Origin of the sequence: Pseudomonas putida (genome assembly GCF_026625125.1) — a bacterium.
Lineage (GTDB): Bacteria > Pseudomonadota > Gammaproteobacteria > Pseudomonadales > Pseudomonadaceae > Aquipseudomonas > Aquipseudomonas putida_X.
In genome coordinates this window covers 1,706,758-1,729,744 of record NZ_CP113097.1, presented here as the reverse complement: position 1 = coordinate 1,729,744, position 22,987 = coordinate 1,706,758, and the positions used below count along the sequence as shown (strand labels likewise).

Sequence of the window (22,987 nt, the reverse complement as noted above, 5' to 3'; positions counted from 1 at the left end):
CAGCTTTTGCGCCAGATCAGCCGCCGATCACCTTCATCACCATCACGTCACCCGAAAACGCCAGCGCCTGTTTGTCAGCCAACGCTTTGACCAGCAACCGCTGCAGGGCTGGCAGCGCCAGATGACGAGGCTGCTCCAATAGATCGCCGACAAAGTGACGGTTGCTCGACGACAGGCACCCATGCAGCCAGCCGGTCGATGACAGGCGCAGGCGTGAGCAGCTTCGGCAAAACGGTACGCTCTCGTTGGCAATCACGCCGAAATGGCCTTTGCCCGGTATCTGGTAACGCAGCGCAGTGGCATCCAGCGGCGCATCGGCCCTCTCGAAAGCATGTGCCTGGCCAATCAGGTCCAGCAGCTGGTCGAGGCCAACGAACTGCTGCAGGAATGCGTTGTGATCACGGGCCAGATGGCCCATGCGCATCAGTTCGATGAAACGCAACTCGAAGCCTCGGGCCAGGCAGTAGTCGAGCATGGGCACAACCTGGTCCAGGTTCTGCCCACGCATGGGCACCATGTTCACCTTGATCTGCATGCCCCTGGCACTGGCCTGCTGCATGCCCGCGAGCACGCTGGGCAGGTCGCCACCGCGGGCGATGCGTCGAAATGCCTGGGGGTCCAGCGTGTCGAGGGACACATTCAGGCGACGGATGCCGGCCGCCTGCAACTGCGGCAATTTACGCCCGAGCAACTGACCATTGGTCGTCAGGGTGATGTCCTGGAGTTCGAGCTTGGCCACTGCCGCCAAAAAAGCATCCAGCCTGGGGCTGACCAGTGGCTCACCCCCGGTGATACGCAGGCGTTCGATACCGGCGGCCTCGATCAGATAGGCCACCCCGCGGGCCAGCGCATCGGCGGACAGCTCATCCTGCGCCGCAACCAGGCGTTTGCCGTTGGGCACGCAGTAGCTGCAGGCATAGTTGCAGGCAGCCGTCAGGCTGACGCGCAGGTTGCGAAAACGCCTGCCTTGACGATCGACAATCATGAATGACTCCGGCATGGATGAAACGGGGCCGGCAAAACCTGACTCAAAATTCAGGTTTTTGCAAGCCCCCGTTCCACACCGGGGTCAGTGGAGCGGGATGCAGTGCTTCAGCTCGCCGGTTCCGGATCACGTTTGCGCTTGTTGCCCATGCGCACGCCGATATCCATGAGGAACTGGAAGAAACCTTCCTGATCCTCGAGCACGTTGCTCCAGAATGGCGAGTGGTACAGCGCCACGGCACCGTGTACCAAGGCCCAGGCGGCGCAGTAATGGAAGTATGGCGGCACGTCTTCGAGCTTGCCTTCGCTGATGCGGCCCTTGATCAGCTGGGTCAGCCGATCGAAGTTGGAGGCACGTATGCTGTGCAGCTCCTCGACCATCTCCGGCACCTGGTTGCCCTTGACCACCTTTTCTTCCAGGCGATCGAACAACCGGTAACGCTGCGGGTCGCGCATGCGGAACTCGAAATAGGCGCGCGACAGCGCCTCCTTGTCGCGGTCGACATCGGCCGAATGCAACAGCGCATTCAGGTCGCGCTCGTAGTCGAGCATCAGGCGCAGGTAGATCTCCGCCTTGGACTTGAAGTGCTTGTAGATCGTACCTTTGCCGATACCGACGGCGTCAGCGATCATCTCGACGGTGACACTGTCTTCACCCTGTTCGAGAAACAGCTTGAGCGCAGTATCGAGGATTTCCTGTTCGCGACGGCGAAACTCACGGACCTTACGAGGTTCTTTCTGCATGGGAAGGACTGGATGACATTGAAGCGGTTTATTATGCCTAACTTGCAGCAAATTGCACGGATCATCCAACCATGTCTATGTTTCACGATGAGTTCGACCAGGCGTCCGGGCTGTGCTACCTGAACCACGCGGCCATCGCCCCCTGGCCACGCAGGGCCAGCGAGGCCGTGGCGCGCTTCGCGCAGGAAAACGTGAAACGGGGCGCCAGTGACTACCCGGCATGGCTGGCCACCGAGCGCCGCCTGCGTGAACGGCTGGCGCGCCTGCTCAACGCGCCCTCACGCGGCGATATCGCGTTGGTCAAGAACACATCCGAAGCGCTGTCGCTGGTGGCGTTCGGCCTGGACTGGCAGCCTGGCGACCAGGTGGTGATCAGCGACGAGGAGTTCCCTTCCAACCGGGTGGTTTGGGAAGCGCTGACGGATCGCGGCGTCGAGGTGGTGCAGGCGAGCCTCGCCGGAGCCGATCCAGAGGCCTCGCTACTCGCCGCCTGCACCGGGCGCACACGCCTGCTGGCGGTCAGCGCCGTGCAGTTCGGCAGCGGCCTGCGCCTGGACCTGGCGCGCCTGGGCCAGGGATGCCGGGCACGCAATGTGCTGTTCTGCGTCGATGCCATTCAGCAGATTGGCGCCGTGCCTTTCGACGTGCAGCGCTATGACTGTGATTTCGCCATGGCTGACGGCCACAAGTGGATGCTGGGCCCTGAGGGCCTGGGGGTATTTTACTGCAGGGCCGCGCTGCGCCCGCAGCTTAGGCTCAACGCCTATGGCTGGCACATGCTGGATAACCTGGGGGACTTCGAACGCCGTCAATGGCAGCCGGCCCGCAGCGCCCGACGGTTCGAATGTGGTAGCCCGAACATGCTGGGCGCTTGCGCGCTGGAGGCCAGCCTGTCGCTGCTCGAGGACGTCGGCATGGACGAAGTTGCCCGGCAATTGCAGCGCCGCGTCGAGCAGTTGCACCAAGGGCTGGCGGGTATCGCCGGGATCCAACTGCACAGCCCGGACACCCCGCAGCGCCGGGGTGGGATTGTCACATTCAGTATTTGCGGCCAGAGCAACGCGGACATTTATCGCAGCCTGATGGCAGAGCGGACGATCTGTGCCCTGCGCGGCCCAGGTGTGCGCTTTTCCCCGCACTTCTATACCAGTGAGCAGCTTATCGACGAAGCTGTGCAGCAAGTTCGGCGCCTGGCCATGCGCTGAGGAAGGAAGCGAGCTCTGGCGTATTCCAAATCTGTTTAAAAAACGAACAATTGCCACTGGCACTGCGCCAAACCTGACCAATACTAGAAGTGTTGGCGCGGCGCATCCCCCCAGTGGCGCGCCGATAAAGGTACTCACGGACCGCGTACCTTTGTTTTACTCCTAATGGTCTTAACCCGGATTCCTCCCCCAGAACCCGGGTTTTTTTTGCCTGGATGACGACAGTGAGCCCGCTGCGCCGCTCATCGTGAGCGCCCTGGTCAGGCCACCCGGGCCAAGGGGAACAGGCGCTTGAAGTTATCGGTGGTCTGCCCGGCCAACTGCTCGTAGCTGACGCCACGCAAGGACGCCACGTACTCGGCCACCTCTCGCACGTACTGCGGCAGGTTCGGCTTGCCACGGTAAGGAATCGGAGCCAGGTACGGCGAATCGGTCTCCACCAGCAATCGATCGACCGGCACCTGTCGCGCCACCTCGCGCAAGGCATCGGCATTGCGGAAGGTGACAATGCCGGACAGCGAAATGTAGTAACCCAGGTCCAGGGCCGCTCTGGCCATCTCCCAGTCCTCGGTGAAGCAATGCAACACGCCGGCTTGTGGCAGGCTGGCCTCACGCAGCAGCGCCAAGGTGTCGGCTTTGGCTGCTCGCGTGTGCACGATCACCGGCTTGCCGGTCTGGCGCGATGCCTCCAGGTGCAAGCGGAACGACGCCTGTTGTAGCTCGGCCGCCTCCGGCTCGTAGTGGTAGTCCAGCCCGGTTTCGCCAATCGCGACGACATGCGGGTGCGCCAATTCGCGCAAGAGCCATTCCAACGCCGGGGTCTCGCCGGGTGCCAGGTCAAGCGGGTGCACGCCCACCGAGCAGTCGACATCGGCGTACTGCTCGGCCAGCGCCTTCACTGCACCGGCATTTTCGGCACTGACACCGATACACAGAAAATGCCCGACCCCGCGCTCGCGGGCCGCCTGCAGGGCGGCATCGAGAGAGCCCTGATGGGCACTGAGGTCAAGACGGTCGAGGTGACAATGAGAATCTACGAGCATGGGAGACGTCACACATGAAAAATTGAAGAATCAGCGGGAACCAGGCAACTGCACCCAGTGGGCCAGCAAGGCTTCCAGCAGCAGCACGCGGTTGAGGTTGGCCTTGCCCAGCACCTTCTGGCGCTGTTCGAGGATCCACGCCTGCACCTCGAGCACCTTGGCCTGCCGGCTCTTCTGCGCAAGGTATTGCACAACCTTGCGCATATCGGCCAAGCCTAGCCCCTCCTCGTCCTGGGTCAATTGATAACGCAAGACCAGGTGCGACCAGTCAAAGAACCAATCGAACAGCAACAGCAGGGGCACACCACTCCAGGCCTCGGCCAGCTGAGTGGGTGATTGTTGCTGCTTGAGCAGCTTTTTCACGCCATCGGTCACCAGCGCACGCTGCTCGCGCACCCCTTGGGCCTGCAGGTTCACCGCCATCAACGGCGAGCCGGCAGCGAGGGTCAGCAGCTCGTCACGCTCGGCCTCGTCACTGTCGGCCAGCGCGGTGGCCAGCCAGGCCTGGCTCTGGGCAAGGCTCGGCTGTGGGCAGCTGACTTGCTGGCAGCGGCTCTTGATGGTCGGCAACAGGCGGCTGGGCTGGTGGCTGACCAGTAGCAGCACGGTGTCGCCGGAGGGCTCTTCCAGGCTTTTGAGCAGGGCGTTGGAAGCATTGACGTTCATCGCCTCGACCGGCTCGATCAGGATGACCTTGCGCCCACCCAGCTGCGCGGTCTGCACGACGAAGGACACCAGCTCGCGCACCTGATCGACCTTGATCGGCTTGTCAGCCTCTTCCGGCTCCAGCACAAAGTTGTCTGGATGGCTGCCCGCCTTGAGCAGCAAGCAGGACTTGCACTGCCCACAGGCATCGAGCCCTTGTGGCTGCTGGCACAACAAGCGGGCCATCAGGCGCTCGGCCAAGGCGCGCTTGCCGATACCTTGCGGCCCGTGCAGCAGGTAGGCGTGGGCGTGCAGCGCACGCCCGGCCAACTGCTGCCACAGCGCCTGCTGCCAAGGGTAGGCTTCAGCCACGGCAACGCTCCAGGATGCCCGGCAACAGCGCGTCTATGGCGCGCTGCACGGCTTCCAGCGGCTGCGCCGCGTCCAGCAGATCGTAGCGCTGCGGCTCGCGTTGCGCGCGCTGCAGGTAAGCCTGGCGCACGGCCTCGAAGAAGGCCTGCCCCTCCTGCTCGAAACGATCCAGCCGCCCACGGGCGGCGGCACGGGCCAACCCGACTTCCACCGGCAGGTCGAAAACCAGCGTCAGGTCGGGGCGCAACTGGCCTTGGACAAACTGCTCCAGCAAGGCGATCCGCTCCACCGAAAGGCCGCGGCCACCGCCTTGGTAGGCGTAGGTAGCGTCGGTGAAACGATCACACAGCACCACGGCGCCGCGGTCCAGCGCCGGGCGGATCACCTGCGCCAGATGCTGGGCGCGCGCGGCGAACACCAACAGCAGCTCGGTATCGGCAGCCATCACCTCATCACTGGGTGCCAACAGCAGTTCGCGCACCTTTTCAGCCAGCGGCGTACCGCCAGGCTCGCGGGTCAGCACCACATCCAGCCCCTGCTCTCGCAGGCGTGCCGCCAGGTAATCACGGTTGGTACTTTTGCCCGCGCCTTCGGGGCCTTCCAGGGTAATAAACAAGCCGCTCACAGGCAGTCCTTAATGTTGTTCGTCAGCTGCAGGGGCGTCGGCCGGAGCGGGGTCGCTGGCCGGTGCCGGGTCCTGTGCAGAGGGCTCGTCCGACTCTGGCGATGCTTGGGCAGGTACACCCTGGGCATCCGGCTGAGCCTGGGGAGCAGGGCTTGACCGGTAATCCGCGCGCCGCTTGAGCTGATACTCGCGCACTGCCGAGTTATGATCGTCCAGATCGTCGGAGAACACATGGCTGCCATCACCCCGGGCGACGAAGTACAGGCTGGTGCCATCGGCTGGATGCAGCGCCGCGTGAATCGCCTCCCGCCCGACCATGGCGATCGGCGTGGGCGGCAGCCCAGCGATGGTGTAGGTGTTGTAAGGCGTGGGCTCACGCAAGTCGGCGCGGGTGATTCTGCCGTTGTAGCGTTCGCCCATGCCGTAAATGACAGTAGGGTCTGTCTGCAGCATCATGCCCAGCCGCAGGCGACGAACGAACACCCCGGCAATCTGCCCGCGCTCCTGGGGGATGCCGGTTTCCTTCTCCACCAGCGAAGCCATGATCAACGCCTGGTACGGGTCACGATAAGGCAGGTCGGTGGCGCGTTCGGCCCACTCCTGGGCCAGCACTTCATCCAGCCGCATATAGGCCTGCTGCAATAGCTCGACGTCACTCATGCCTCGCACGAAACGGTAGGTATCTGGGAAGAACCGGCCTTCCGGGAACACGCCGGTATGGCCAAGCTTGTCCATGACCTCGGCGTCGGAAAGCCCTTCCAGGGTGTGCTTGATTTTCTCATGCCTGGCGATCGCCGAACGCACCTGGCGGAACGTCCAACCCTCCACCAGCGTCAGGTTGTACTGCACCACATCGGCACGGCGCCAGGCATCGAACAAATCTTCGACGGTCATGCCCGGCGTGATGCGATACTCGCCGGTTTTCAGGGGCGTACCGGCCATGTTGAAGCGCCAGTACAGGCGCAACCAGAAGGCGTCATCGAGCAACCCCTCGCCTTCCATGCGGTAGAACATGCGATTGGGGTTGGTGCCACTGGGCACGTCGAGCAGCTGCTCCTGCGTCACGCGCAGGGGCTGCTCCAGCACCGAGTTGACCTTCCAGGCAGACCAGCCCAATGCCAGGCCGGCCAGGATCAAGCCCATTTCCAGCAGCAGCAGGATTTTGCGTCTCACGAATTCAGGTATCCAGTAACGTACGGGCAAAGGCCTGCAGTTTACGGGTGAGTGGGCCCGGCGACCAGTTCAGTGCAGCAAAAGCCCGCACAGGCCAGACCCCATAAACGCTGTTGCAGATAAATACTTCATCGGCCAGCGCAAGCTCATCGAACGCCAGGTCCCGCACTTGCAGCGGGATGGCCTGCGCCTGCGCGTGCTCCAGCAATGCACCGCGCATCACGCCGGCCACGCCGCAACGGCTGAGTTCAGCGGTTAGCAACACGCCGCCGCGCACCAGGAAAAGATTGCTGTAAACACCTTCGACCAGCCTGCCTTGCCCATCACACATCAAGCCTTCGGCATGCTCGCTGTCCTGCCACTCGGCACGGGCCAGCACCTGCTCCAGACGGTTGAGATGTTTGAGGCCCGCCAGTAACGGTTGTTCCCCAAGCCGGGTCTGGCAAGGAAAAAGACGCACACCGTGCTCGGCATGTTCGCCAGGGTAGCTGGGCAAGGGGCCGCCCAGCAGGATGCGCCGCGGCGCAACACCTGCCATCGGCGCATAGCCACGCTGGCTGTCGCCCCGGGTGAGGATCAGCTTGGCGACACCATCGCCCAGTTGGGTGGCATAACGCAGGATTTCATCGCGCACCAGCGCCAGGTCGGCATCGATTGCCAAACGCTGGCAGCCCAGGGCCAGGCGTGCCAGGTGGCCGTCCAGCATGCTGGGACGGCCGCTGCGCACGGCGATGGTCTCGAACAGGCCATCGCCGTAGGCCAGGCCACGGTTCTGCAGGTTGACCGCAGTCGCAGGCTGGCCGTCGATCCAGCTGTGCATCAGCCGGCGAACCGGCGGAACACCAGCGAGCCGTTGGTGCCACCAAAGCCGAACGAGTTGGACAGCACGACGTCGATCGGCATGCTGCGCGCCTGATGAGGCACGAAGTCGAGGTCGCAGCCTTCGTCCGGCTCATCGAGGTTGATGGTCGGCGGTGCCATCTGGCTGTTGATTGCCAGCACGCTGAAGATCGCCTCTACAGCGCCCGCAGCCCCCAGCAGGTGGCCGGTCATCGACTTGGTCGAGCTCACAGCCAGCTTGTAGGCATGCTCGCCGAACACCCGCTTGATGGCCGCGACCTCAGCGACGTCGCCAGCCGGAGTCGAAGTGCCATGGGCGTTGATGTAGCTGACCTCAGACGGCTGGATGCCAGCATCGCGCAATGCGTTGGCCATGCAGCGCGCCGCGCCTTCGCCACTGTCGGGCGGCGACGTCATGTGGTAAGCGTCGCCGCTCATGCCGAAACCGACCAGCTCGGCATAAATGGTCGCACCACGGGCCTGGGCGTGCTCGAGCTCTTCGAGTACCAGTGCACCGGCGCCGTCGGAGAGCACGAAGCCGTCCCGCCCCTTGTCCCACGGACGGCTGGCACGGGCCGGCTCATCGTTGCGGGTCGACAGCGCGCGCGAGGCACCAAAGCCGCCCATGCCCAAGCCGCAAGCGGCCATTTCGGCGCCACCGGCGATCATCACGTCGGCTTCACCGTAGGCGATGTTGCGGGCAGCCATGCCGATGCAGTGGGTGCCCGTGGTACAGGCCGTGGCAATGGCATAATTCGGGCCCTGCAACCCCAGGTGGATCGACAGGAAGCCGGAGATCATGTTGATGATCGAGCCTGGCACGAAGAACGGCGAGATACGGCGCGGGCCTTGACCGTGCAAGGTCCGGCTGGTTTCTTCGATGTTGGTCAGGCCGCCGATCCCGGAGCCCATGGCCACGCCAATGCGCTCGCGGTTGGCGTCGGTGACTTCCAGGCCGGCATTGCGTACCGCCTGGAAACCGGCCGCCAGGCCGTACTGGATGAACAAGTCAAGCTTGCGAGCTTCCTTGGCCGACAGGTACTGCTCGACCTCGAAGCCCTTCACCGAGCCGCCAAAACGGGTGGAGTAGGCAGAAAGGTCCGTATGCTCGATCGGACCGATGCCACTGCGGCCAGCCAGAATGCCCTGCCAGGTGCTCGGTACATCCGTACCCAGTGGCGACAGCATACCCATACCAGTGACCACGACGCGTCTACGCGACACAGTACTCTCCTTTTCTAATAACAGAGTCTCTTGCCATTGCATTCAAGGCAATGGAATGAAATGGCAACAGGCTCTCGAAGCCCGCGGATCATTGCAGGGCCTTCGCAAAGAAAAAACCGCACGCCGGCAAAGGCAGTGCGGTTCTTCTCGACAAGAAGCGTCGACTACAGCGTCTTAAGCCTGGTGGGCGTTGACGTAGTCGATGGCAGCTTGAACGGTAGTGATCTTCTCGGCTTCTTCGTCAGGGATTTCGGTCTCGAATTCCTCTTCCAGAGCCATCACCAGCTCAACGGTGTCAAGCGAATCGGCACCCAGGTCATCGACGAAGGACTTCTCGTTGGTCACTTCCTCTTCCTTGACGCCCAGTTGCTCGGCGACGATTTTCTTGACGCGTTCTTCGATGGTGCTCATACCTAGTTTTCACTCCTAGTGGATATATGTCAGGCAGCTGGCCGGTGACCAATTTTATAGAAAGGCGTTCGCTTTTCAAGCGCAACGCACTGTCGCTCAGTCACCGAACCCACTGCCTGGAATCTGGTTGCAGCTTTATAACGGATTTTAGGCTGGGAGTATGACTCTTTTTTTTAGCAATCCGTCACATTGAGTTGCAGTGTTACATGTACATCCCGCCATTCACCGGCACGGTAGCGCCGGTGACATAGGCTGCGCCGTCGGATGCCAGGAAGGAAACCACCTTGGCGATTTCCTCGGCCTGGCCCAGGCGGCCCAGCGGAATCTGGGTCTGCAGGGCTTCGCGCTGCGCTTCTGGCAGTTCGCGGGTCATGTCGGTATCGATGAAGCCTGGGGTCACCGAGTTGACGGTGATACCGCGCGAGCCGACTTCACGCGCCAGGGCGCGGCTGAAGCCTTCGAGGCCGGCCTTGGCGGCCGCATAGTTGGCCTGGCCAGCGTTGCCCATGGCACCGACGACCGAGCCGATGCTGATGATACGACCCCAACGCGCCTTGGTCATGCCACGCAGCACGCCCTTGGACAAACGGTAGAGGCTGTTGAGGTTGGTGTCGATCACGTCGAACCACTCGTCGTCCTTCATGCGCAGCATGAGGTTGTCGCGGGTGATGCCCGCGTTGTTGACAAGAATGGCCGGGGCACCGAACTGCTCGCCGATAGCACCCAGCACCGCGTCCACGGACTCGGCGCTGGTGACGTTCAGCTCCATGCCGGTACCGGTGATACCGTGCTCTTTGAGGGTGGCAGCGATGCGCTCGGCACCGGAAGCCGAAGTGGCGGTACCGATCACGGTCGCGCCCTGGCGGCCCAGCTCGAGGGCGATGGCCTGGCCGATACCCCGGCTGGCGCCGGTAACCAGTGCAACTTTACCTTGCAGGCTCATGCAAGCTTCTCCAAATTCAGGCCAATGCCGCACGGGTGGCGGCGACGGCGTCGGGGGTGTTGAGGTTGTAGGTGGTCACACCATCGGCGCAACGCTTGTTCAGGCCAGCCAGCACCTTGCCCGGACCACACTCGACCAGGTTGACCGCACCGTTGGCGGCGAGGGTCTGCACGCATTCAACCCAGCGAACCGGCTGATACAGCTGCGCCAACAGGTCCTGCTTGAGGGTATCGAGGTTGACGGCGACCGCGGCAGTCACGTTCTGCACTACCGGAATCTGCGGCGCCTTCCATTCGACGGCATTGACGTGCTCGGCGAAACGCTCAGCAGCCGGCTTCATCAGGGCGCAGTGCGATGGCACGCTCACCGGCAGCGGCAAGGCACGCTTGGCGCCCTTGGCTTTGCACAGCTCGATGGCGCGATTGACCGCGGCGACGTTACCGGCGATGACGACCTGGCCCGGCGAGTTGAAGTTGACTGCGCTGACCACTTCATCTTCGGCGGCTTCGGCGCAAATGGCCTTCACATCATCATCGCCCAGGCCAAGGATGGCGGCCATGGCGCCATGACCGGCCGGCACGGCTTCTTGCATCAGTTCGCCGCGGCGCTTGACCAGCCTGACGGCATCTTTGAGCGACAGGCTTCCAGCAGCGACCAGAGCGCTGTATTCGCCCAGGCTGTGGCCCGACACGAAGGCCGGCTGCGCGCCACCCTCCTCCAGCCACAGGCGCCACAGGGCGATGGAGGCCGTGAGGATGGCCGGCTGGGTCTTGTCGGTTTGGTTGAGTTGCTCTTCCGGGCCTTCCTGGACCAGTTCCCACAGGTCGTAACCCAGGGCCTCGGAGGCTTCCTTGAAGGTCTCAACGATCACCGGCTTTTCGGCGCCCAGTTCTTTGAGCATGCCCAGCGACTGGGAACCTTGACCGGGGAAGACGAATGCGAGGGATGCAGACATTGAACAAGCCCTTATGATCTTGTCGTCGGATAGGGTGCGCCGAGCCCAAGGCTAGACGCGGAAACTGAAAACTTGGATGGAAACGCGGACCAAGCGGTCACATTTAAGCACTTCATCGGCGAAATGCCTAAGGCAAGAGGTCTTCGAGGCGCCCGTGCAGGCGCTGCGGCAGGTTTTCCTGAATCTCGATCAAGGCACGCTGGATGGCGCTTTGAAAGCCCTGCACGCCAGCCGAGCCATGGCTCTTGATGACGATACCCTGCAGCCCCAGAAAACTTGCCCCATTGTGCCGCGCCGGCGCCAGGTCGGCCTGCAGACGCTTGAGCAGCGGCATCGCGACGGCCCCGGCAACACGCGACAACGGGCCACCCTTGAACAGCTTTTCGATGCGCGCAGCGATCATCGTCGCCAGGCCCTCGCTGGATTTGAGCAGGATATTGCCGACAAAGCCGTCGCACACCACCACATCCGCCTCCCCGCGATAAAGGCCATCACCCTCGACGAAGCCGACATAATTCAGGCCGCGTGCGTTCTGCAACAACGTGGCAGCCAGCTTGACCTGCTGATTGCCCTTGATGTCCTCGGTACCGATGTTCAACAGTGCCACGCGCGGGCGCTGCACACCCAAGGCCTGCGCGGCCACCGAGCCCATTACGGCAAACTGGTAGAGGTTCTCGGCACTGCAGTCGACGTTGGCACCCAGATCGAGCAGCTGACAGTAGCCGGCCTGGGTCGGGATAGCCGCAACCATGGCCGGCCGGTCGATACCCGGCAGCGTCTTGAGCACCATGCGCGACAGCGCCATCAGCGCGCCAGTATTGCCGGCACTGACGCAGGCCTGGGCCTTGCCATCACGCACCCGTTCGAGGGCGATGCGCATCGACGAATCCGGCTTGCCGCGCAACGCCTGGGATGGCCGCTCGTCCATACCGATCACCTCACTGGCAGCGACAATCTGCAGGCGCGCGCGATCCGCAGCCGCAAGGCCAGTGACAAGATCTTCTAGGAGGGAGGGTTGACCGACGAGGGTCAAGTGCAGCGAGGGGGTAGCCGAAAGGCAGGCAATGCTAGCCTGGACAATGCTGCGGGGACCGAAGTCCCCGCCCATTGCGTCGATCGCGATGACCTGAGCAGACAAGGATTACTCGTCAGCGCCCTTGTCGATCACTTTACGACCACGGTATACGCCTTCTGGCGATACGTGGTGACGCAGGTGTACTTCACCGGTGGTTTTCTCTACCGACAGCGCGTTTTCCGACAGAGCGTCGTGCGAACGGCGCATGTCACGGGCAGAGCGGGATTTTTTGTTCTGCTGAACAGCCATAATTGATTAACTCCTAAACGTTTGGGTCACGCTTTAACTGCGCCAAAACACTGAACGGGTTGGACCGCGATACCTCGTCCTTGCTCGATTCGGGCTCGTCTGCGCCCGCCGGCTGCTGGCATTCTTCCGGATGATGAGCAGGCACGATGGGCAAGGCGAGCAGAAGCTCCTCCTCGATCAAGGCCTGCAGATCCAAAGGATCTTCGCCCAGTTCCAGCACGTCATAGCCTTTCGGCAACGACTGGGTATTCGCACCCTCCTTCACCACAGCGTAAGTACATTCGCTGTGAATCGGCAGGGTGACCAGCTCAAGACAACGCTGGCAAACCATTTTGACTTCGACATCCAGCTCGCTGTGGATAACCACTACGTGCTGTTCATCTCGTTCAAAATCGAACTTCGCCTGCACCGTACCGACATTGTCGGAAAGCGGGTCGCAGAGTCTTTCCAAATCAGCGAGTTGCAGCGAACCGTTAAGGGTTACGCCACGATCGGCTAATTTGCGCGGGTCAACGTGAGGTGGAATCGGGTCATTCAACATAGGCGCAGCATTCTAGGGATGCCCCCTGCACCTGTCAAAGGAAATTCGGCGGCATGTTGCATGTTAGAATCGGGATCAACTGATCAGGAGTCTACCATGCTGCCTTTGTTGCTGGCTTCCAGCTCCCCTTACCGGCGCGAACTGCTCGCGCGCCTGGGCCTGCCCTTCACGTGGGCGAGCCCTGACCTGGACGAGCGACCGCTCGCTGACGAACCTGCCACGGACCTGGTGCGACGCCTGGCCAGGCAGAAGGCCGAGGCACTCGCCGGCAGCCACCAGCAACACCTGATCATCGGCTCTGACCAGGTTGCGGTACTCGGCGAGCAGATCCTGGGCAAGCCGCACAGTTTCGAGCGGGCCTGCGAACAGCTGCTTGCGGCCAGCGGGCAGCACGTCACCTTCCTGACCGGGGTGGCGCTGCTGAACACCGCCACAGGGCAATGCCAGGTCGATTGCGTACCGTTTACCGTGACCCTGCGGGAACTGGATCGGGCGCGCGTGGAGCGCTATGTGACGGCCGAGCAGCCCTTGGATTGCGCGGGCAGCTTCAAGGCAGAAGGGCTGGGCGTGAGCCTGTTCCAGAGCACCCACGGGAGCGACGCCACCAGCCTGATCGGCCTACCGTTGATTCGGCTGGTGGACATGCTGAGCAAAGAAGGCGTGGCAGTACCATGAGACCGCCAGGGGCCGCCCTGCCCTCAGCGCAGAGCAGGCCCCTGGAAGCCCATGTACAGGGCTAACTTCTCGGCCATGCTGGCACCGAGGCGCTTGGAGAAGCGATCGAACGGCGACTCCTCGACGGTGAAATCGACCAACTCTTTCTCACCCACGATCTCACGGGCCACATAGCTCGCACTGCCCAGACCGTCGACGAGCCCCAGCGCCTTGGCCTGCTCACCCGACCACACCAGGCCACTGAACAGCTCCGGGTGCTCCTTGTCTTTCAAGCGATCGCCGCGCCCCTGTTTGACCATGGCGATGAACTGCTGGTGAGTAGTGTTCAGCACACCCTGCCAGAACGCCCGCTCTTCAGGCTTTTCCGGCGAAAACGGGTCCAGGAACGCCTTGTGCTCACCGGCCGTGTAGGTACGCCGCTCGACGCCCAGTTTCTCCATCGAACCTACAAACCCGTAACCGGCCGCCGTCACACCGATGGAACCCACCAGGCTGGCCTTGTCGGCATAGATCTCGTCCGCCGCACTGGCGATGTAATAGGCACCGGACGCACCCAGGTCGGCGATCACCGCGTACAACTTGATATCCGGATACTCACCGCGCAGGCGACGGATCTCGTCATAGACATAACCTGCCTGCACCGGACTGCCGCCCGGGCTGTTGATCCGCATGATCACGGCTTTGGTCTTTGGGTCCTTGAAGGCTTCGCGCAGGCTCTTGACGAGGTTGTCGGCACTGGCCGCCTCCTGATCCGCGATCACGCCGCGCACCTCCACCAACGCGGTATGGTTGGTGCCGCGCGAGGCAGCCTTGTCCATATCCGTCCAAGGCAGGAACAGGGCCAATACACCGAAGAGGTACACGAACGTCAGCAGCTTGAAGAAGATCCCCCAGCGACGCGCCCTGCGCTGCTCCTGGACACTGGCCAGCACGGTCTTTTCCAGCAGCTTCCAGCTCTTGCGCTCTACGCGCTCATCCTCTTCACGGTCTTCGCGCGCAAGGCGCTCTTCTTCCGTCTCGGAACCCGGTGCTTTCCACTCGTCAACCATGCTCACCTACCTTGGAATTGGATTTGCGCAGAACCTGCCAGCCACTCGCGCAACTGGGAAAAATGATCGATGCACACCTGCGGACCAAACTCGGCCAAAGCCTGCAGCGACATGGCACCATAGCCCACGGCCGCCGAATGCATACCGGCGTTTTTCGCCATCAGCAGATCGAATGCCGAATCTCCGACCATCAGCGCCTGCCCAGGTTGGACACCGCAATGGCCCAGAATTTCCTCGAGCATCAGCGGATGGGGCTTGCCGCGGGTCTCATCAGCAGCACGCGTGATGTCGAAAAACCGCTCCCAGCCATTGGCCCTGAGCACCCGGTCCAGACCACGGCGCGCCTTGCCAGTGGCCACCGCCAGGCGATAACCCTCGGCCCGGAAGGCCTCCAGCGACTCGACCACCCCCTCGAACAACGGCGAAGGCTGCTGATCAAGCGCCGTATAAATGTCGGCATAGTGCTGACGGAAGGTTTCGACCTGCACAGGATCGAGGTGCGGGTAGAGGGTGGAAATGGCCTCACCAAGCGCCAGGCCGATGATGCCCTTGACAGCCTCCTCCGGGCTTGGCGCCTCACCGGCACGCTCGGCAGCGGCATTCATCGACTCGACGATCCGCCCGATCGAGTCGGCCAAGGTGCCGTCCCAGTCGAAGATCAGCAACTCGTAAGACTTCTTCATGAATCAGGACGCCCCCAGACGCTCTACGGTTTTCGCCCAGACTTCGTCCACCGGCGCCTCGAGCTTGAGCTCGCCACCATCAGGCAGCGGCACGGTGAGGGCATAGGCATGCAGGAACAGCCGCTTGCCGCCCAGGTCACGAATCTCGCGGCTGAAGTCCTCGTCGCCATACTTGCTGTCACCGGCGATCATGTGGCCGGCGTGCAGCGTATGCACGCGAATCTGATGGGTACGCCCGGTGATAGGGCGAGCCTCGACAATGGTGGCGAACTCGCCGAAACGGCGAAGCACACGGAACAGGGTGAGCGCCTCTTTGCCCTCGTCGTTCACCTCGACCATACGCTCGCCCGAACGCAGGTTGCTCTTGAGCAACGGGGCATTGACCTGCTTCTTCGAGGTAGGCCAGTGGCCACGCACCAGCGCCATGTAGCGCTTGTCGACCCCATCACCGCGCAATGCGGCATGCAGGTGGCGCAGCATGCTGCGCTTCTTGGCGATCATCAGCAGGCCAGAGGTGTCGCGGTCCAGGCGGTGCACAAGCTCCAGCTCCTTGGCATCCGGACGCAGCTGGCGCAGCGCCTCGATCACCCCAAAGCTCAGGCCACTGCCACCATGCACGGCGATACCGGCCGGCTTGTTCATCACGATCAGCGCCTTGTCTTCGTAGACGATGGCGGCCTCCAGGCGCTGCAGCAGGCCCTGGGCAACCGGGGCCGGCTCGTCACGCTCAGGCAGGCGCACGGGCGGTACACGGACGATGTCACCGGCCTGGATCTTGTACTCAGGCTTGACACGGCCCTTGTTGACCCGGACCTCGCCTTTGCGCAGGATGCGGTAGACCAGCGTCCTGGGCACGCCCTTGAGCGCGGTGATGAGGAAATTGTCGATACGTTGGCCGGCAAGCTCCGGCGCGACTTCGATCAGCTGAACGCCGGAAGTCGGAGGGGTATTGGTCGTCATCGAGGGATCATAACAATTTTTTATGGAATTGAAGCACTTAATCATTACTGCTATAGTCGCGAACGCCGCCAAAAGCGGTAGGCCAGCGGCACCAGGCCCTTAGCCGGTCCCTGACCAACGCAATTCTGCAGGACGCGAGGCCGTCCTACGGGGTTTTCGCCAGTTTACCGAATTGCCTGGAATCGCCACCAGCGCTGTGTAGAGAAGACCGAAAAAAAACGACAAGTGCGGTGTTTCACCTGCTTACCCGCTTCTTTTCGCTGCACCTCTGCCCGCCCCGACGCTTGCACGCAACGCACGGCGAATGCTTCGGAAATACCTGCCTTGGACATGAATGGCGTCAGCGCGGAAATTGCGCTGGCGAAAAATGCAACCCGTTGCGGATTCAGCGCGCGGCAGCACCCGAATTATCAGGGATACGTGCAGGGTGGAGATGCACAGCCCTCGGACCGTGTAGCACCGCGTCCGGCCACCGGCCCAATGCATGGCCGGCGAGCGGATAAGGTCCTGAACAGATGCCCCATGGGCGTCCACGGCTGACGGTTGATTCCTCCTCCTGACTGAGTGCACGAGGCCTGCTGGGTTGATTCGGATATCGATTCGGATATCTCTGCAGATACCGCAGGGGCCTCTTGGCACCGCAGCAAACAGGACGCGTCGTCGCGACAACGGCAGGCTGGGAAACCGGCTGGTGCCGAACGTTGCTCGACACGGGGGTGGCCCGGCCACCCTTTGCGCACCTTGGCACCGACCATGAGAAGTCGTGTGTGCCGAACGCCGTTTCCGGCAGCCCGGAAACCGACGGTACAACATGAAAAGAATGCTGATTAACGCAACTCAACCCGAAGAGTTGCGTGTAGCCCTGGTGGACGGCCAACGTCTCTACGACCTGGACATCGAGTCCGGTGCGCGTGAGCAGAAAAAGGCCAACATCTACAAAGGCAAGATCACCCGGATCGAGCCCAGCCTCGAAGCCGCCTTCGTCGACTTCGGCTCCGAACGTCACGGCTTCCTGCCGCTGAAGGAAATCTCCCGCGAGTACTTCAAGAAAGCCCCTGAAGGCCGCGTCAACATCAAGGACGTCCTGAGCGAAGGCCAGGAAGTCATCGTCCAGGTCGAGAAGGAAGAGCGCGGCAACAAAGGCGCCGCCCTGACCACCTTCATCAGCCTGGCAGGCCGCTACCTGGTCCTGATGCCGAACAACCCCCGTGCCGGCGGCATCTCCCGCCGCATCGAAGGCGAAGAGCGCAACGAACTGCGTGAAGCCCTCAACGGCCTGACCGTGCCAGGCGACATGGGCCTGATCGTGCGCACCGCGGGCCTTGGCCGCAGCAGCGAAGAAATGCAGTGGGACCTCGACTACCTGCTGCAGCTGTGGACCGCCATCAAGGAAGCCTCCCTGGACCGCGCTGCACCGTTCCTGATCTACCAGGAAAGCAACGTCATCATCCGCGCCATCCGCGACTACCTGCGCCAGGACATCGGCGAAGTGCTGATCGACAGCATCGATGCCCAGGAAGAAGCCCTGACCTTCATCCGCCAGGTGATGCCGCAGTACGCCAGCAAGGTCAAGCTGTACGAAGACAGCGTGCCGCTGTTCAACCGCTTCCAGATCGAAAGCCAGATCGAGACCGCCTTCCAGCGCGTCGTCGACCTGCCCTCTGGCGGCTCGATCGTGATCGACCCGACCGAGGCCCTGGTTTCCATCGACATCAACTCGGCGCGCGCCACCAAGGGCAGCGACATCGAGGAAACCGCGCTGCAGACCAACCTGGAAGCGGCCGAAGAAATCGCCCGCCAGCTGCGCCTGCGCGACATCGGCGGCCTGATCGTGATCGACTTCATCGACATGACACCGGCGAAAAACCAGCGCGCCGTCGAAGAACGTGTACGCGAAGCCCTCGAGGCTGACCGCGCTCGCGTGCAGGTCGGCCGCATCTCGCGCTTCGGCCTGCTGGAAATGTCCCGTCAGCGCCTGCGCCCGTCGCTGGGCGAAAGCAGCGGCATCGTCTGCCCGCGCTGCTCCGGCACCGGCATCATCCGCGATGTCGAATCGCTGTCCCTGGCCATCCTGCGCCTGATCGAGGAAGAAGCCCTGAAGGACCGTACTGCCGAAGTACGCGCCCAGGTACCGATCCCGGTCGCCGCGTTCCTGCTCAACGAGAAGCGCAACTCGATCACCAAGATCGAACTGCGCACCCGTGCCCGCATCATCATTCTGCCGAACGACCACCTGGAAACCCCGCACTTCGAAGTCCAGCGCCTGCGCGACGACAACCCGGAAGTGCTGAACAACCAGTCCAGCTACGAAATCGCGGCCTCCGAAACCGAAGAAGCACCGCAGCCGACCGCCACGCGCACCCTGGTGCGTCAGGAAGCAGCGGTCAAGACCGCACCGGCCCGCGCCAACGCGCCGGTACCGAGCGTCGTCGAAGAGCAGCAGCCTGCCGCACCGGCCGCCGCGGCAGCCAGCGTACCGGAGCCAAGCCTGTTCAAAGGCCTGGTGAAGTCGCTGGTCAGCCTGTTCGCCGGCAAGGAAGAGCCTGCCGCCGCCCCGGTGGTCACCACCGAGAAGCCTGCCCCCGAGCGCACTCAGCGTAACGAGGAGCGTCGCAACGGCCGCCAGCAGAGCCGCAACCGCAACGGCCGCCGTGACGAAGAGCGCAAACCGCGTGAAGAGCGCGCCGAGCGTGCCCCGCGTGAAGAGCGCCAACCACGTGAGGAGCGCGCACCGCGGGAAGAACGTGCACCGCGTGAAGAGCGTGCACCGCGCGAAGAACGCGCTCCTCGTCAGCCACGCGAAGACCGCCGCGGCAACCGCGAAGAGCGCGTACGCGAACTGCGTGAGCCGCTGGATGCAACACCGGCCGCTCGTGAAGAACGCCAGCCACGTGAAGAGCGTGCACCGCGCGAAGAACGCGCGCCTCGCGAAGAACGTGCACCGCGTGAAGAGCGCGCTCCACGTGAAGAACGTGCACCGCGTGAAGAGCGCACTCCACGTGAAGAACGTGCACCTCGTGAAGAGCGCGCACCACGTGAAGAGCGTGCACCGCGTGAAGAACGTCAGCCACGCCCTCCACGCGAAGAGCGCCAGCCACGTGAAGCCGAGCAGGCTGCCGAGAAGGCTGCAGAGCTCGCCGATGAGCAACTGCCGAACGAAGAGCTGCAACAGGACGAGCAGGAAGGCTCCGATGACGAGCGTCCGCGCCGCCGCTCCCGCGGCCAGCGTCGCCGCAGCAACCGTCGTGAACGTCAGCGCAACGCCAATGGCGAGCTGATCGAAGGCAGCGATGAAGAAGGCAGCGACGAGCAACCACAACAGCACCAGGCCACCGAGCTGGGTGCCGAACTGGCTGCCGGCCTGGCCGTCACCGCCGCTGTAGCCAGCAGCAACATCAGTGCTGGCGCCGAAGCGCAAGCCAACCAGCAGGCTGAACGCGCCAGTGCCGAAACTGCGGCCACCGACAACAGCGAAGCGGCTCAGCCGGCCGAGCAGGTCGAAGCCGTCGCCAAGGCCGAGGAAATCGCCATTGCACCGGTGGTCGAGCAGCCGCTCAGCGAGCCGGTCGTTGCAGTCGAAGCCAACGCCGCGCCTGTGGTTGAAGTTGCCCCTGAGCCGGTAGTCGAACAAGCGCCTGCGGTCGAACCGGTAGTGGTTGCCGAGGCACCTGTAGAGGCACCTGTAGAGGCACCTGTCGAAGCTCCGGTGATCGAAGCGGGTGAAGCCGAGAAGGCCCAAGTCGCCGTTGAACAAGCGCCGGCTGCCGAGCTGCCTGCCGTTGTCGCCCAAACCCAGCCAGAAGTGGCTGTCGAGCCGGCAGCAACCGTAGTCGAAGCAGCGCCTGTGGTCGCCGAGCCTGCCCCGGTGGAAACCCCGGCAGTGCCCGAAGCGGCCACCGTGATGCTGCCTAACGGCCGCGCCCCTAACGACCCACGTGAAGTGCGTCGTCGCAAGCGCGAGGCCGAAGCGGCTGCCAAGGCTGCGCAGGAAGCGGCCACTGCAGGTACGCCAGCGCTGGAAACCGCCGATGAGCACAAACCTCATCACGGTTGATAGCCACGGCTGAATGAAAAAGCCCCGCCAGTGTGAACTGGCGGGGCTTTTTCTTGGCCGCTTGGGGTGCCTGCACCGGGCTCAGTACAGGTTGGGCTCCATCTCCAGCGCAACCCCGAACCGCGCCAGGATATCCGCCTGAATGCGTTGCGCCAGGCCATGCAACTGCGCTCCGCTTGCCTGGCCATAATTGACCAGCACCAGCGACTGCAAACGGTGCACACCGGCATCGCCATCTCGATACCCCTTCCAGCCGGCCTGCTCGATCAACCAGCCTGCCGCCAGCTTGACCTGCCCGTCAGCCTGGGGATAAGCCACCACACCTGGAAACTCAGCGCGGATCCGCGCCAGCTGTTCGACGGCAACCACCGGGTTCTTGAAAAAGCTGCCGGCATTGCCCAGCTCAGCCGGATCGGGCAGTTTCTCGCGGCGAATGCTGCAAATAGCGTCGCTGATGGCCTGCGCCGTCGGCGCCTGCACGCCCTGCTCGGCCAGGCGCTGACGTACCGGGCCGTAATCCAGATGGGCCTGCAGCCGATGGCTCAAGGCAAAGCGCACCCGCAGGATCAACCACCGCCCAGGGTTACGCTTGAACAGGCTGTCGCGGTAACCAAAAGCACATTCCTCAAGCCCGAAGTCACGCAGCTCGCCTGTGTGCCGGTCCAGCGCCGTCAACCCGGCGAACACATCCTTGATTTCCACGCCGTAGGCGCCCACATTCTGCATCGGCGCAGCCCCTACCGTGCCCGGGATGAGGCTGAGGTTTTCAAGGCCACAAAAGCCTTGCTGCAACGACCATTGCACGAACGGGTGCCAAGGCTCGCCCGCCTCGGCCTCGACCACCACACGCCCTGCGTCATCACCGAGGACGTGGCGGCCACGGCTGGCCATGTGCAGTACCAGCGCGTCGACATCACGGGTCAGCAGCAGGTTGCTGCCGCCGCCGATGACCATCACCGCAAGCCCTCGCTGGCGCGCTTGCGCCAGGGCCTCGCGCACCTCGTCGTCGCTCTGTACCTGGGCGAAGTACCGGGCTTTCACATCGATGCCGAAGGTATTGTAAGGCTTGAGCGAAACCTGCTCCTGCCAGTGCGCCGTCATAACCGCCCCTTGATTTCGACAACCAGCTCATGGCAGGCCGCCTCGATCAGGTCCAGCACCTGCTCGAACCCCTCTGCGCCGCCGTAGTAAGGGTCCGGCACTTCATCCACAGCCGCCCCATAGCGGCGCAGGAACAGGTCAAGCTCGCCAGTCGCATTGGGGGCACGCATGGCGCGCAGGTGGCGCAGGTTGCTTTCGTCCATGGCCAGAATCAGGTCGTACTCGGCAAAGTGCTCAGCCTTGACCTGCTGGGCACGCTGTTGCGACAGGTCATAGCCCCGCGCCAGTGCGGCCTTGCAGGTGCGGCTGTCGGGCCCCTTGCCCACGTGCCAGTCACCGGTCCCGGCGGACGCCACGTGCACCTGCCCAGCCAGGCCCGCGACCTGCAACTGATGGCGCAGCACACCCTCGGCGGTGGGCGACCGGCAGATATTGCCCAGGCAAACGAACAGGACGCGCATCAGGCCTCCAGCAAGCGCCGTACGCGCTCGAGGTCGTGTGCAGTATCGACACCCACTGCTGGCGCCTCGATGGCATCGGCCACGTGAATACGCACGCCATGCCAGAGGGCACGCAGCTGCTCGAGCGCCTCGGTCTGCTCGAGCCAGCACGGCCCCCAGCTGACGAAGTCCTGAAGGAAACCGACGCGGTAGGCGTACATGCCGATATGGCGGCGGTAAGGCACACCTTGCGGCAGTTGGTTGCGATCATTGGCGAAAACGTCACGTGCCCACGGCAGCGGCGCACGGCTGAAGCTCAAGGCCAGGCCGTTCTTGTCGCTGACCACCTTGACCGCATTGGGGTTGAACACGGTTTCGGGGTCGTGGATCGGCTCGGCCAGGGTGGCAATACCTGCCTCCGGATGCGCCGCCAGGTTGGCTGCGACCTGGTCGATGATCACCGGCGGGATGAGCGGCTCATCCCCCTGGACGTTGACCACGATGGCGTCGGCCGGCAGGCCAAGCTGCGCAGCCACTTCAGCCAGGCGGTCGGTACCCGACTCATGGTCGGCGCGGGTCATCAGTACTTCAGCCCCAAAGGCCTGGCAGGCCTCGACGATACTGGCGTCGTCGGTGGCGATGACCACACGGCCGGCACCGCTCTTGCGCGCCTGCTCCCAGACGTGCTGAACCATCGGCTTGCCGGCGATCAGCAACAACGGCTTGCCCGGCAGGCGCGTCGAGCGCAGCCGGGCGGGAATGACCACGGTGAAGTTCAGGCTCATTTGTCCAGACGCTCGTCGTCGGTCAGGGTGCGCGCCTCGCTTTCCAGCATCACCGGGATGCCATCGCGGATCGGGTAGGCCAGGCCAGCGCCCTTGCTGATCAGCTCGGTCTTGTCAGCGCTGAGCTTGAGCGGCCCCTTGGTGATCGGGCAGGCCAGGATGTCGAGCAATTTGGTGTCCATGGAAGCTTCCTTGAGGCCAGATGGCCGGA

At 63.2% G+C, this 22,987-nt stretch carries 24 protein-coding genes; 3 read left to right on the top strand and 21 right to left on the bottom strand.

Features of this window, described 5'->3' with window-relative positions; translation table 11 throughout:
* Positions 1–16: 16 nt before the first annotated feature.
* On the bottom strand, positions 17–985 hold the full coding sequence (locus tag OSW16_RS07885; RefSeq protein ID WP_267822092.1) for a GTP 3',8-cyclase MoaA: 969 nt from the start codon (positions 983–985) through the stop codon (positions 17–19).
* 107 nt (positions 986–1,092) lie between these two features.
* Positions 1,093–1,728 (bottom strand): TetR/AcrR family transcriptional regulator, encoded by a 636-nt coding sequence (locus tag OSW16_RS07880; RefSeq protein ID WP_012313442.1) that lies wholly within the window; start codon positions 1,726–1,728, stop codon positions 1,093–1,095.
* A 71-nt stretch (positions 1,729–1,799) separates the two neighbouring features.
* On the opposite strand from OSW16_RS07880, the gene OSW16_RS07875 reads away from it, so the two are divergent.
* The gene (locus tag OSW16_RS07875; protein ID WP_267822090.1) at positions 1,800–2,933 is read left to right on the top strand and encodes an aminotransferase class V-fold PLP-dependent enzyme; all 1,134 of its coding nucleotides are present in this window, start codon (positions 1,800–1,802) and stop codon (positions 2,931–2,933) included.
* 260 nt (positions 2,934–3,193) lie between these two features.
* On the opposite strand, the gene OSW16_RS07870 is transcribed toward OSW16_RS07875, so the two are convergent.
* From OSW16_RS07870 to OSW16_RS07815, 12 genes are all read right to left on the bottom strand, one after another.
* Complete coding sequence (locus tag OSW16_RS07870; protein ID WP_241803039.1) at positions 3,194–3,976, bottom strand: TatD family hydrolase; 783 nt, start codon at positions 3,974–3,976, stop codon at positions 3,194–3,196.
* A gap of 30 nt (positions 3,977–4,006) precedes the next feature.
* Positions 4,007–4,993, bottom strand: coding sequence for a DNA polymerase III subunit delta' (locus tag OSW16_RS07865; protein WP_241803038.1), 987 nt, complete (start codon positions 4,991–4,993; stop codon positions 4,007–4,009).
* Entirely contained in the window at positions 4,986–5,618 is a 633-nt protein-coding gene (tmk, locus tag OSW16_RS07860) for a dTMP kinase (RefSeq protein WP_267822087.1), read from the bottom strand. The genes OSW16_RS07865 and tmk overlap by 8 nt, the downstream gene beginning before the upstream one ends.
* Before the next feature lie 9 nt (positions 5,619–5,627).
* Complete coding sequence (gene mltG, locus OSW16_RS07855; RefSeq protein WP_267822085.1) at positions 5,628–6,791, bottom strand: endolytic transglycosylase MltG; 1,164 nt, start codon at positions 6,789–6,791, stop codon at positions 5,628–5,630.
* Positions 6,792–6,795: 4 nt separating this feature from the next.
* On the bottom strand, positions 6,796–7,611 hold the full coding sequence (pabC, locus tag OSW16_RS07850; RefSeq protein WP_267822083.1) for an aminodeoxychorismate lyase: 816 nt from the start codon (positions 7,609–7,611) through the stop codon (positions 6,796–6,798).
* The gene (gene fabF / locus OSW16_RS07845) at positions 7,611–8,855 is read right to left on the bottom strand and encodes a beta-ketoacyl-ACP synthase II (protein WP_267822081.1); all 1,245 of its coding nucleotides are present in this window, start codon (positions 8,853–8,855) and stop codon (positions 7,611–7,613) included. Before fabF ends, pabC begins: the two co-directional genes overlap by 1 nt.
* A gap of 174 nt (positions 8,856–9,029) precedes the next feature.
* The gene (gene acpP / locus OSW16_RS07840; protein ID WP_267822080.1) at positions 9,030–9,266 is read right to left on the bottom strand and encodes an acyl carrier protein; all 237 of its coding nucleotides are present in this window, start codon (positions 9,264–9,266) and stop codon (positions 9,030–9,032) included.
* 202 nt (positions 9,267–9,468) lie between these two features.
* Positions 9,469–10,209, bottom strand: a complete 741-nt coding sequence (gene fabG / locus OSW16_RS07835) for a 3-oxoacyl-ACP reductase FabG (RefSeq protein ID WP_241803032.1) — start codon at positions 10,207–10,209, stop codon at positions 9,469–9,471.
* A 16-nt stretch (positions 10,210–10,225) separates the two neighbouring features.
* Complete coding sequence (gene fabD / locus OSW16_RS07830) at positions 10,226–11,164, bottom strand: ACP S-malonyltransferase (RefSeq protein ID WP_267822077.1); 939 nt, start codon at positions 11,162–11,164, stop codon at positions 10,226–10,228.
* Between the two features lie 127 nt (positions 11,165–11,291).
* Positions 11,292–12,302, bottom strand: coding sequence for a phosphate acyltransferase PlsX (plsX, locus tag OSW16_RS07825; protein ID WP_267822074.1), 1,011 nt, complete (start codon positions 12,300–12,302; stop codon positions 11,292–11,294).
* A gap of 3 nt (positions 12,303–12,305) precedes the next feature.
* Positions 12,306–12,488 carry a 50S ribosomal protein L32 gene (gene rpmF, locus OSW16_RS07820; RefSeq protein WP_010223221.1) on the bottom strand — a complete coding sequence of 61 codons (183 nt, stop codon included), beginning with the start codon at positions 12,486–12,488 and terminating at the stop codon, positions 12,306–12,308.
* 13 nt (positions 12,489–12,501) lie between these two features.
* A complete protein-coding gene (locus tag OSW16_RS07815) occupies positions 12,502–13,029 on the bottom strand; it encodes a YceD family protein (protein ID WP_012313431.1) in 528 nt (175 codons plus the stop codon).
* 96 nt (positions 13,030–13,125) lie between these two features.
* On the opposite strand from OSW16_RS07815, the gene OSW16_RS07810 reads away from it, so the two are divergent.
* Positions 13,126–13,704: a Maf family protein gene (locus OSW16_RS07810; RefSeq protein ID WP_267822064.1), complete on the top strand. Its 579-nt coding sequence runs from the start codon at positions 13,126–13,128 to the stop codon at positions 13,702–13,704.
* A gap of 23 nt (positions 13,705–13,727) precedes the next feature.
* Here OSW16_RS07810 and OSW16_RS07805 read toward each other — a convergent pair whose 3' ends face one another.
* From OSW16_RS07805 to rluC, 3 genes are read right to left on the bottom strand one after another with little or no spacing between them, the layout of a single operon-like run.
* Entirely contained in the window at positions 13,728–14,753 is a 1,026-nt protein-coding gene (locus OSW16_RS07805; protein ID WP_267822062.1) for a S49 family peptidase, read from the bottom strand.
* 2 nt (positions 14,754–14,755) lie between these two features.
* The gene (locus tag OSW16_RS07800; protein WP_241803028.1) at positions 14,756–15,436 is read right to left on the bottom strand and encodes an HAD family hydrolase; all 681 of its coding nucleotides are present in this window, start codon (positions 15,434–15,436) and stop codon (positions 14,756–14,758) included.
* Between the two features lie 3 nt (positions 15,437–15,439).
* Positions 15,440–16,396, bottom strand: coding sequence for a 23S rRNA pseudouridine(955/2504/2580) synthase RluC (gene rluC, locus OSW16_RS07795; RefSeq protein ID WP_042111265.1), 957 nt, complete (start codon positions 16,394–16,396; stop codon positions 15,440–15,442).
* An 811-nt stretch (positions 16,397–17,207) separates the two neighbouring features.
* On the opposite strand from rluC, the gene rne reads away from it, so the two are divergent.
* A complete protein-coding gene (rne, locus tag OSW16_RS07790) occupies positions 17,208–20,450 on the top strand; it encodes a ribonuclease E (RefSeq protein WP_267822059.1) in 3,243 nt (1,080 codons plus the stop codon).
* Between the two features lie 81 nt (positions 20,451–20,531).
* On the opposite strand, the gene murB is transcribed toward rne, so the two are convergent.
* The 4 genes from murB to OSW16_RS07770 are packed head-to-tail and all read right to left on the bottom strand — an operon-like array spanning position 20,532 to position 22,958.
* Positions 20,532–21,551, bottom strand: a complete 1,020-nt coding sequence (murB, locus tag OSW16_RS07785; RefSeq protein WP_267822058.1) for a UDP-N-acetylmuramate dehydrogenase — start codon at positions 21,549–21,551, stop codon at positions 20,532–20,534.
* On the bottom strand, positions 21,548–22,012 hold the full coding sequence (locus OSW16_RS07780) for a low molecular weight protein-tyrosine-phosphatase (protein WP_267822057.1): 465 nt from the start codon (positions 22,010–22,012) through the stop codon (positions 21,548–21,550). The genes murB and OSW16_RS07780 overlap by 4 nt, the downstream gene beginning before the upstream one ends.
* Positions 22,012–22,776, bottom strand: a complete 765-nt coding sequence (gene kdsB / locus OSW16_RS07775; RefSeq protein ID WP_241803024.1) for a 3-deoxy-manno-octulosonate cytidylyltransferase — start codon at positions 22,774–22,776, stop codon at positions 22,012–22,014. Before kdsB ends, OSW16_RS07780 begins: the two co-directional genes overlap by 1 nt.
* A complete protein-coding gene (locus OSW16_RS07770) occupies positions 22,773–22,958 on the bottom strand; it encodes a Trm112 family protein (protein WP_003247142.1) in 186 nt (61 codons plus the stop codon). The genes kdsB and OSW16_RS07770 overlap by 4 nt, the downstream gene beginning before the upstream one ends.
* Positions 22,959–22,987: the final 29 nt, after the last annotated feature.

Coding starts and splice junctions, on each gene's coding strand:
- rpmF (WP_010223221.1), bottom strand. CDS start 12,488: ATGGCTGTTCAGCAGAACAAAAAATCCCGCTCTGCCCGTGACATGCGC.
- fabD (WP_267822077.1), bottom strand. CDS start 11,164: ATGTCTGCATCCCTCGCATTCGTCTTCCCCGGTCAAGGTTCCCAGTCG.
- OSW16_RS07885 (WP_267822092.1), bottom strand. CDS start 985: ATGATTGTCGATCGTCAAGGCAGGCGTTTTCGCAACCTGCGCGTCAGC.
- fabG (WP_241803032.1), bottom strand. CDS start 10,209: ATGAGCCTGCAAGGTAAAGTTGCACTGGTTACCGGCGCCAGCCGGGGT.
- OSW16_RS07875 (WP_267822090.1), top strand. CDS start 1,800: ATGTCTATGTTTCACGATGAGTTCGACCAGGCGTCCGGGCTGTGCTAC.
- OSW16_RS07800 (WP_241803028.1), bottom strand. CDS start 15,436: ATGAAGAAGTCTTACGAGTTGCTGATCTTCGACTGGGACGGCACCTTG.
- OSW16_RS07810 (WP_267822064.1), top strand. CDS start 13,126: ATGCTGCCTTTGTTGCTGGCTTCCAGCTCCCCTTACCGGCGCGAACTG.
- OSW16_RS07815 (WP_012313431.1), bottom strand. CDS start 13,029: ATGTTGAATGACCCGATTCCACCTCACGTTGACCCGCGCAAATTAGCC.
- OSW16_RS07805 (WP_267822062.1), bottom strand. CDS start 14,753: ATGGTTGACGAGTGGAAAGCACCGGGTTCCGAGACGGAAGAAGAGCGC.
- rne (WP_267822059.1), top strand. CDS start 17,208: ATGAAAAGAATGCTGATTAACGCAACTCAACCCGAAGAGTTGCGTGTA.
- acpP (WP_267822080.1), bottom strand. CDS start 9,266: ATGAGCACCATCGAAGAACGCGTCAAGAAAATCGTCGCCGAGCAACTG.
- OSW16_RS07780 (WP_267822057.1), bottom strand. CDS start 22,012: ATGCGCGTCCTGTTCGTTTGCCTGGGCAATATCTGCCGGTCGCCCACC.
- kdsB (WP_241803024.1), bottom strand. CDS start 22,776: ATGAGCCTGAACTTCACCGTGGTCATTCCCGCCCGGCTGCGCTCGACG.
- pabC (WP_267822083.1), bottom strand. CDS start 7,611: ATGCACAGCTGGATCGACGGCCAGCCTGCGACTGCGGTCAACCTGCAG.
- OSW16_RS07880 (WP_012313442.1), bottom strand. CDS start 1,728: ATGCAGAAAGAACCTCGTAAGGTCCGTGAGTTTCGCCGTCGCGAACAG.
- OSW16_RS07870 (WP_241803039.1), bottom strand. CDS start 3,976: ATGCTCGTAGATTCTCATTGTCACCTCGACCGTCTTGACCTCAGTGCC.
- OSW16_RS07770 (WP_003247142.1), bottom strand. CDS start 22,958: ATGGACACCAAATTGCTCGACATCCTGGCCTGCCCGATCACCAAGGGG.
- murB (WP_267822058.1), bottom strand. CDS start 21,551: ATGACGGCGCACTGGCAGGAGCAGGTTTCGCTCAAGCCTTACAATACC.
- rluC (WP_042111265.1), bottom strand. CDS start 16,396: ATGACGACCAATACCCCTCCGACTTCCGGCGTTCAGCTGATCGAAGTC.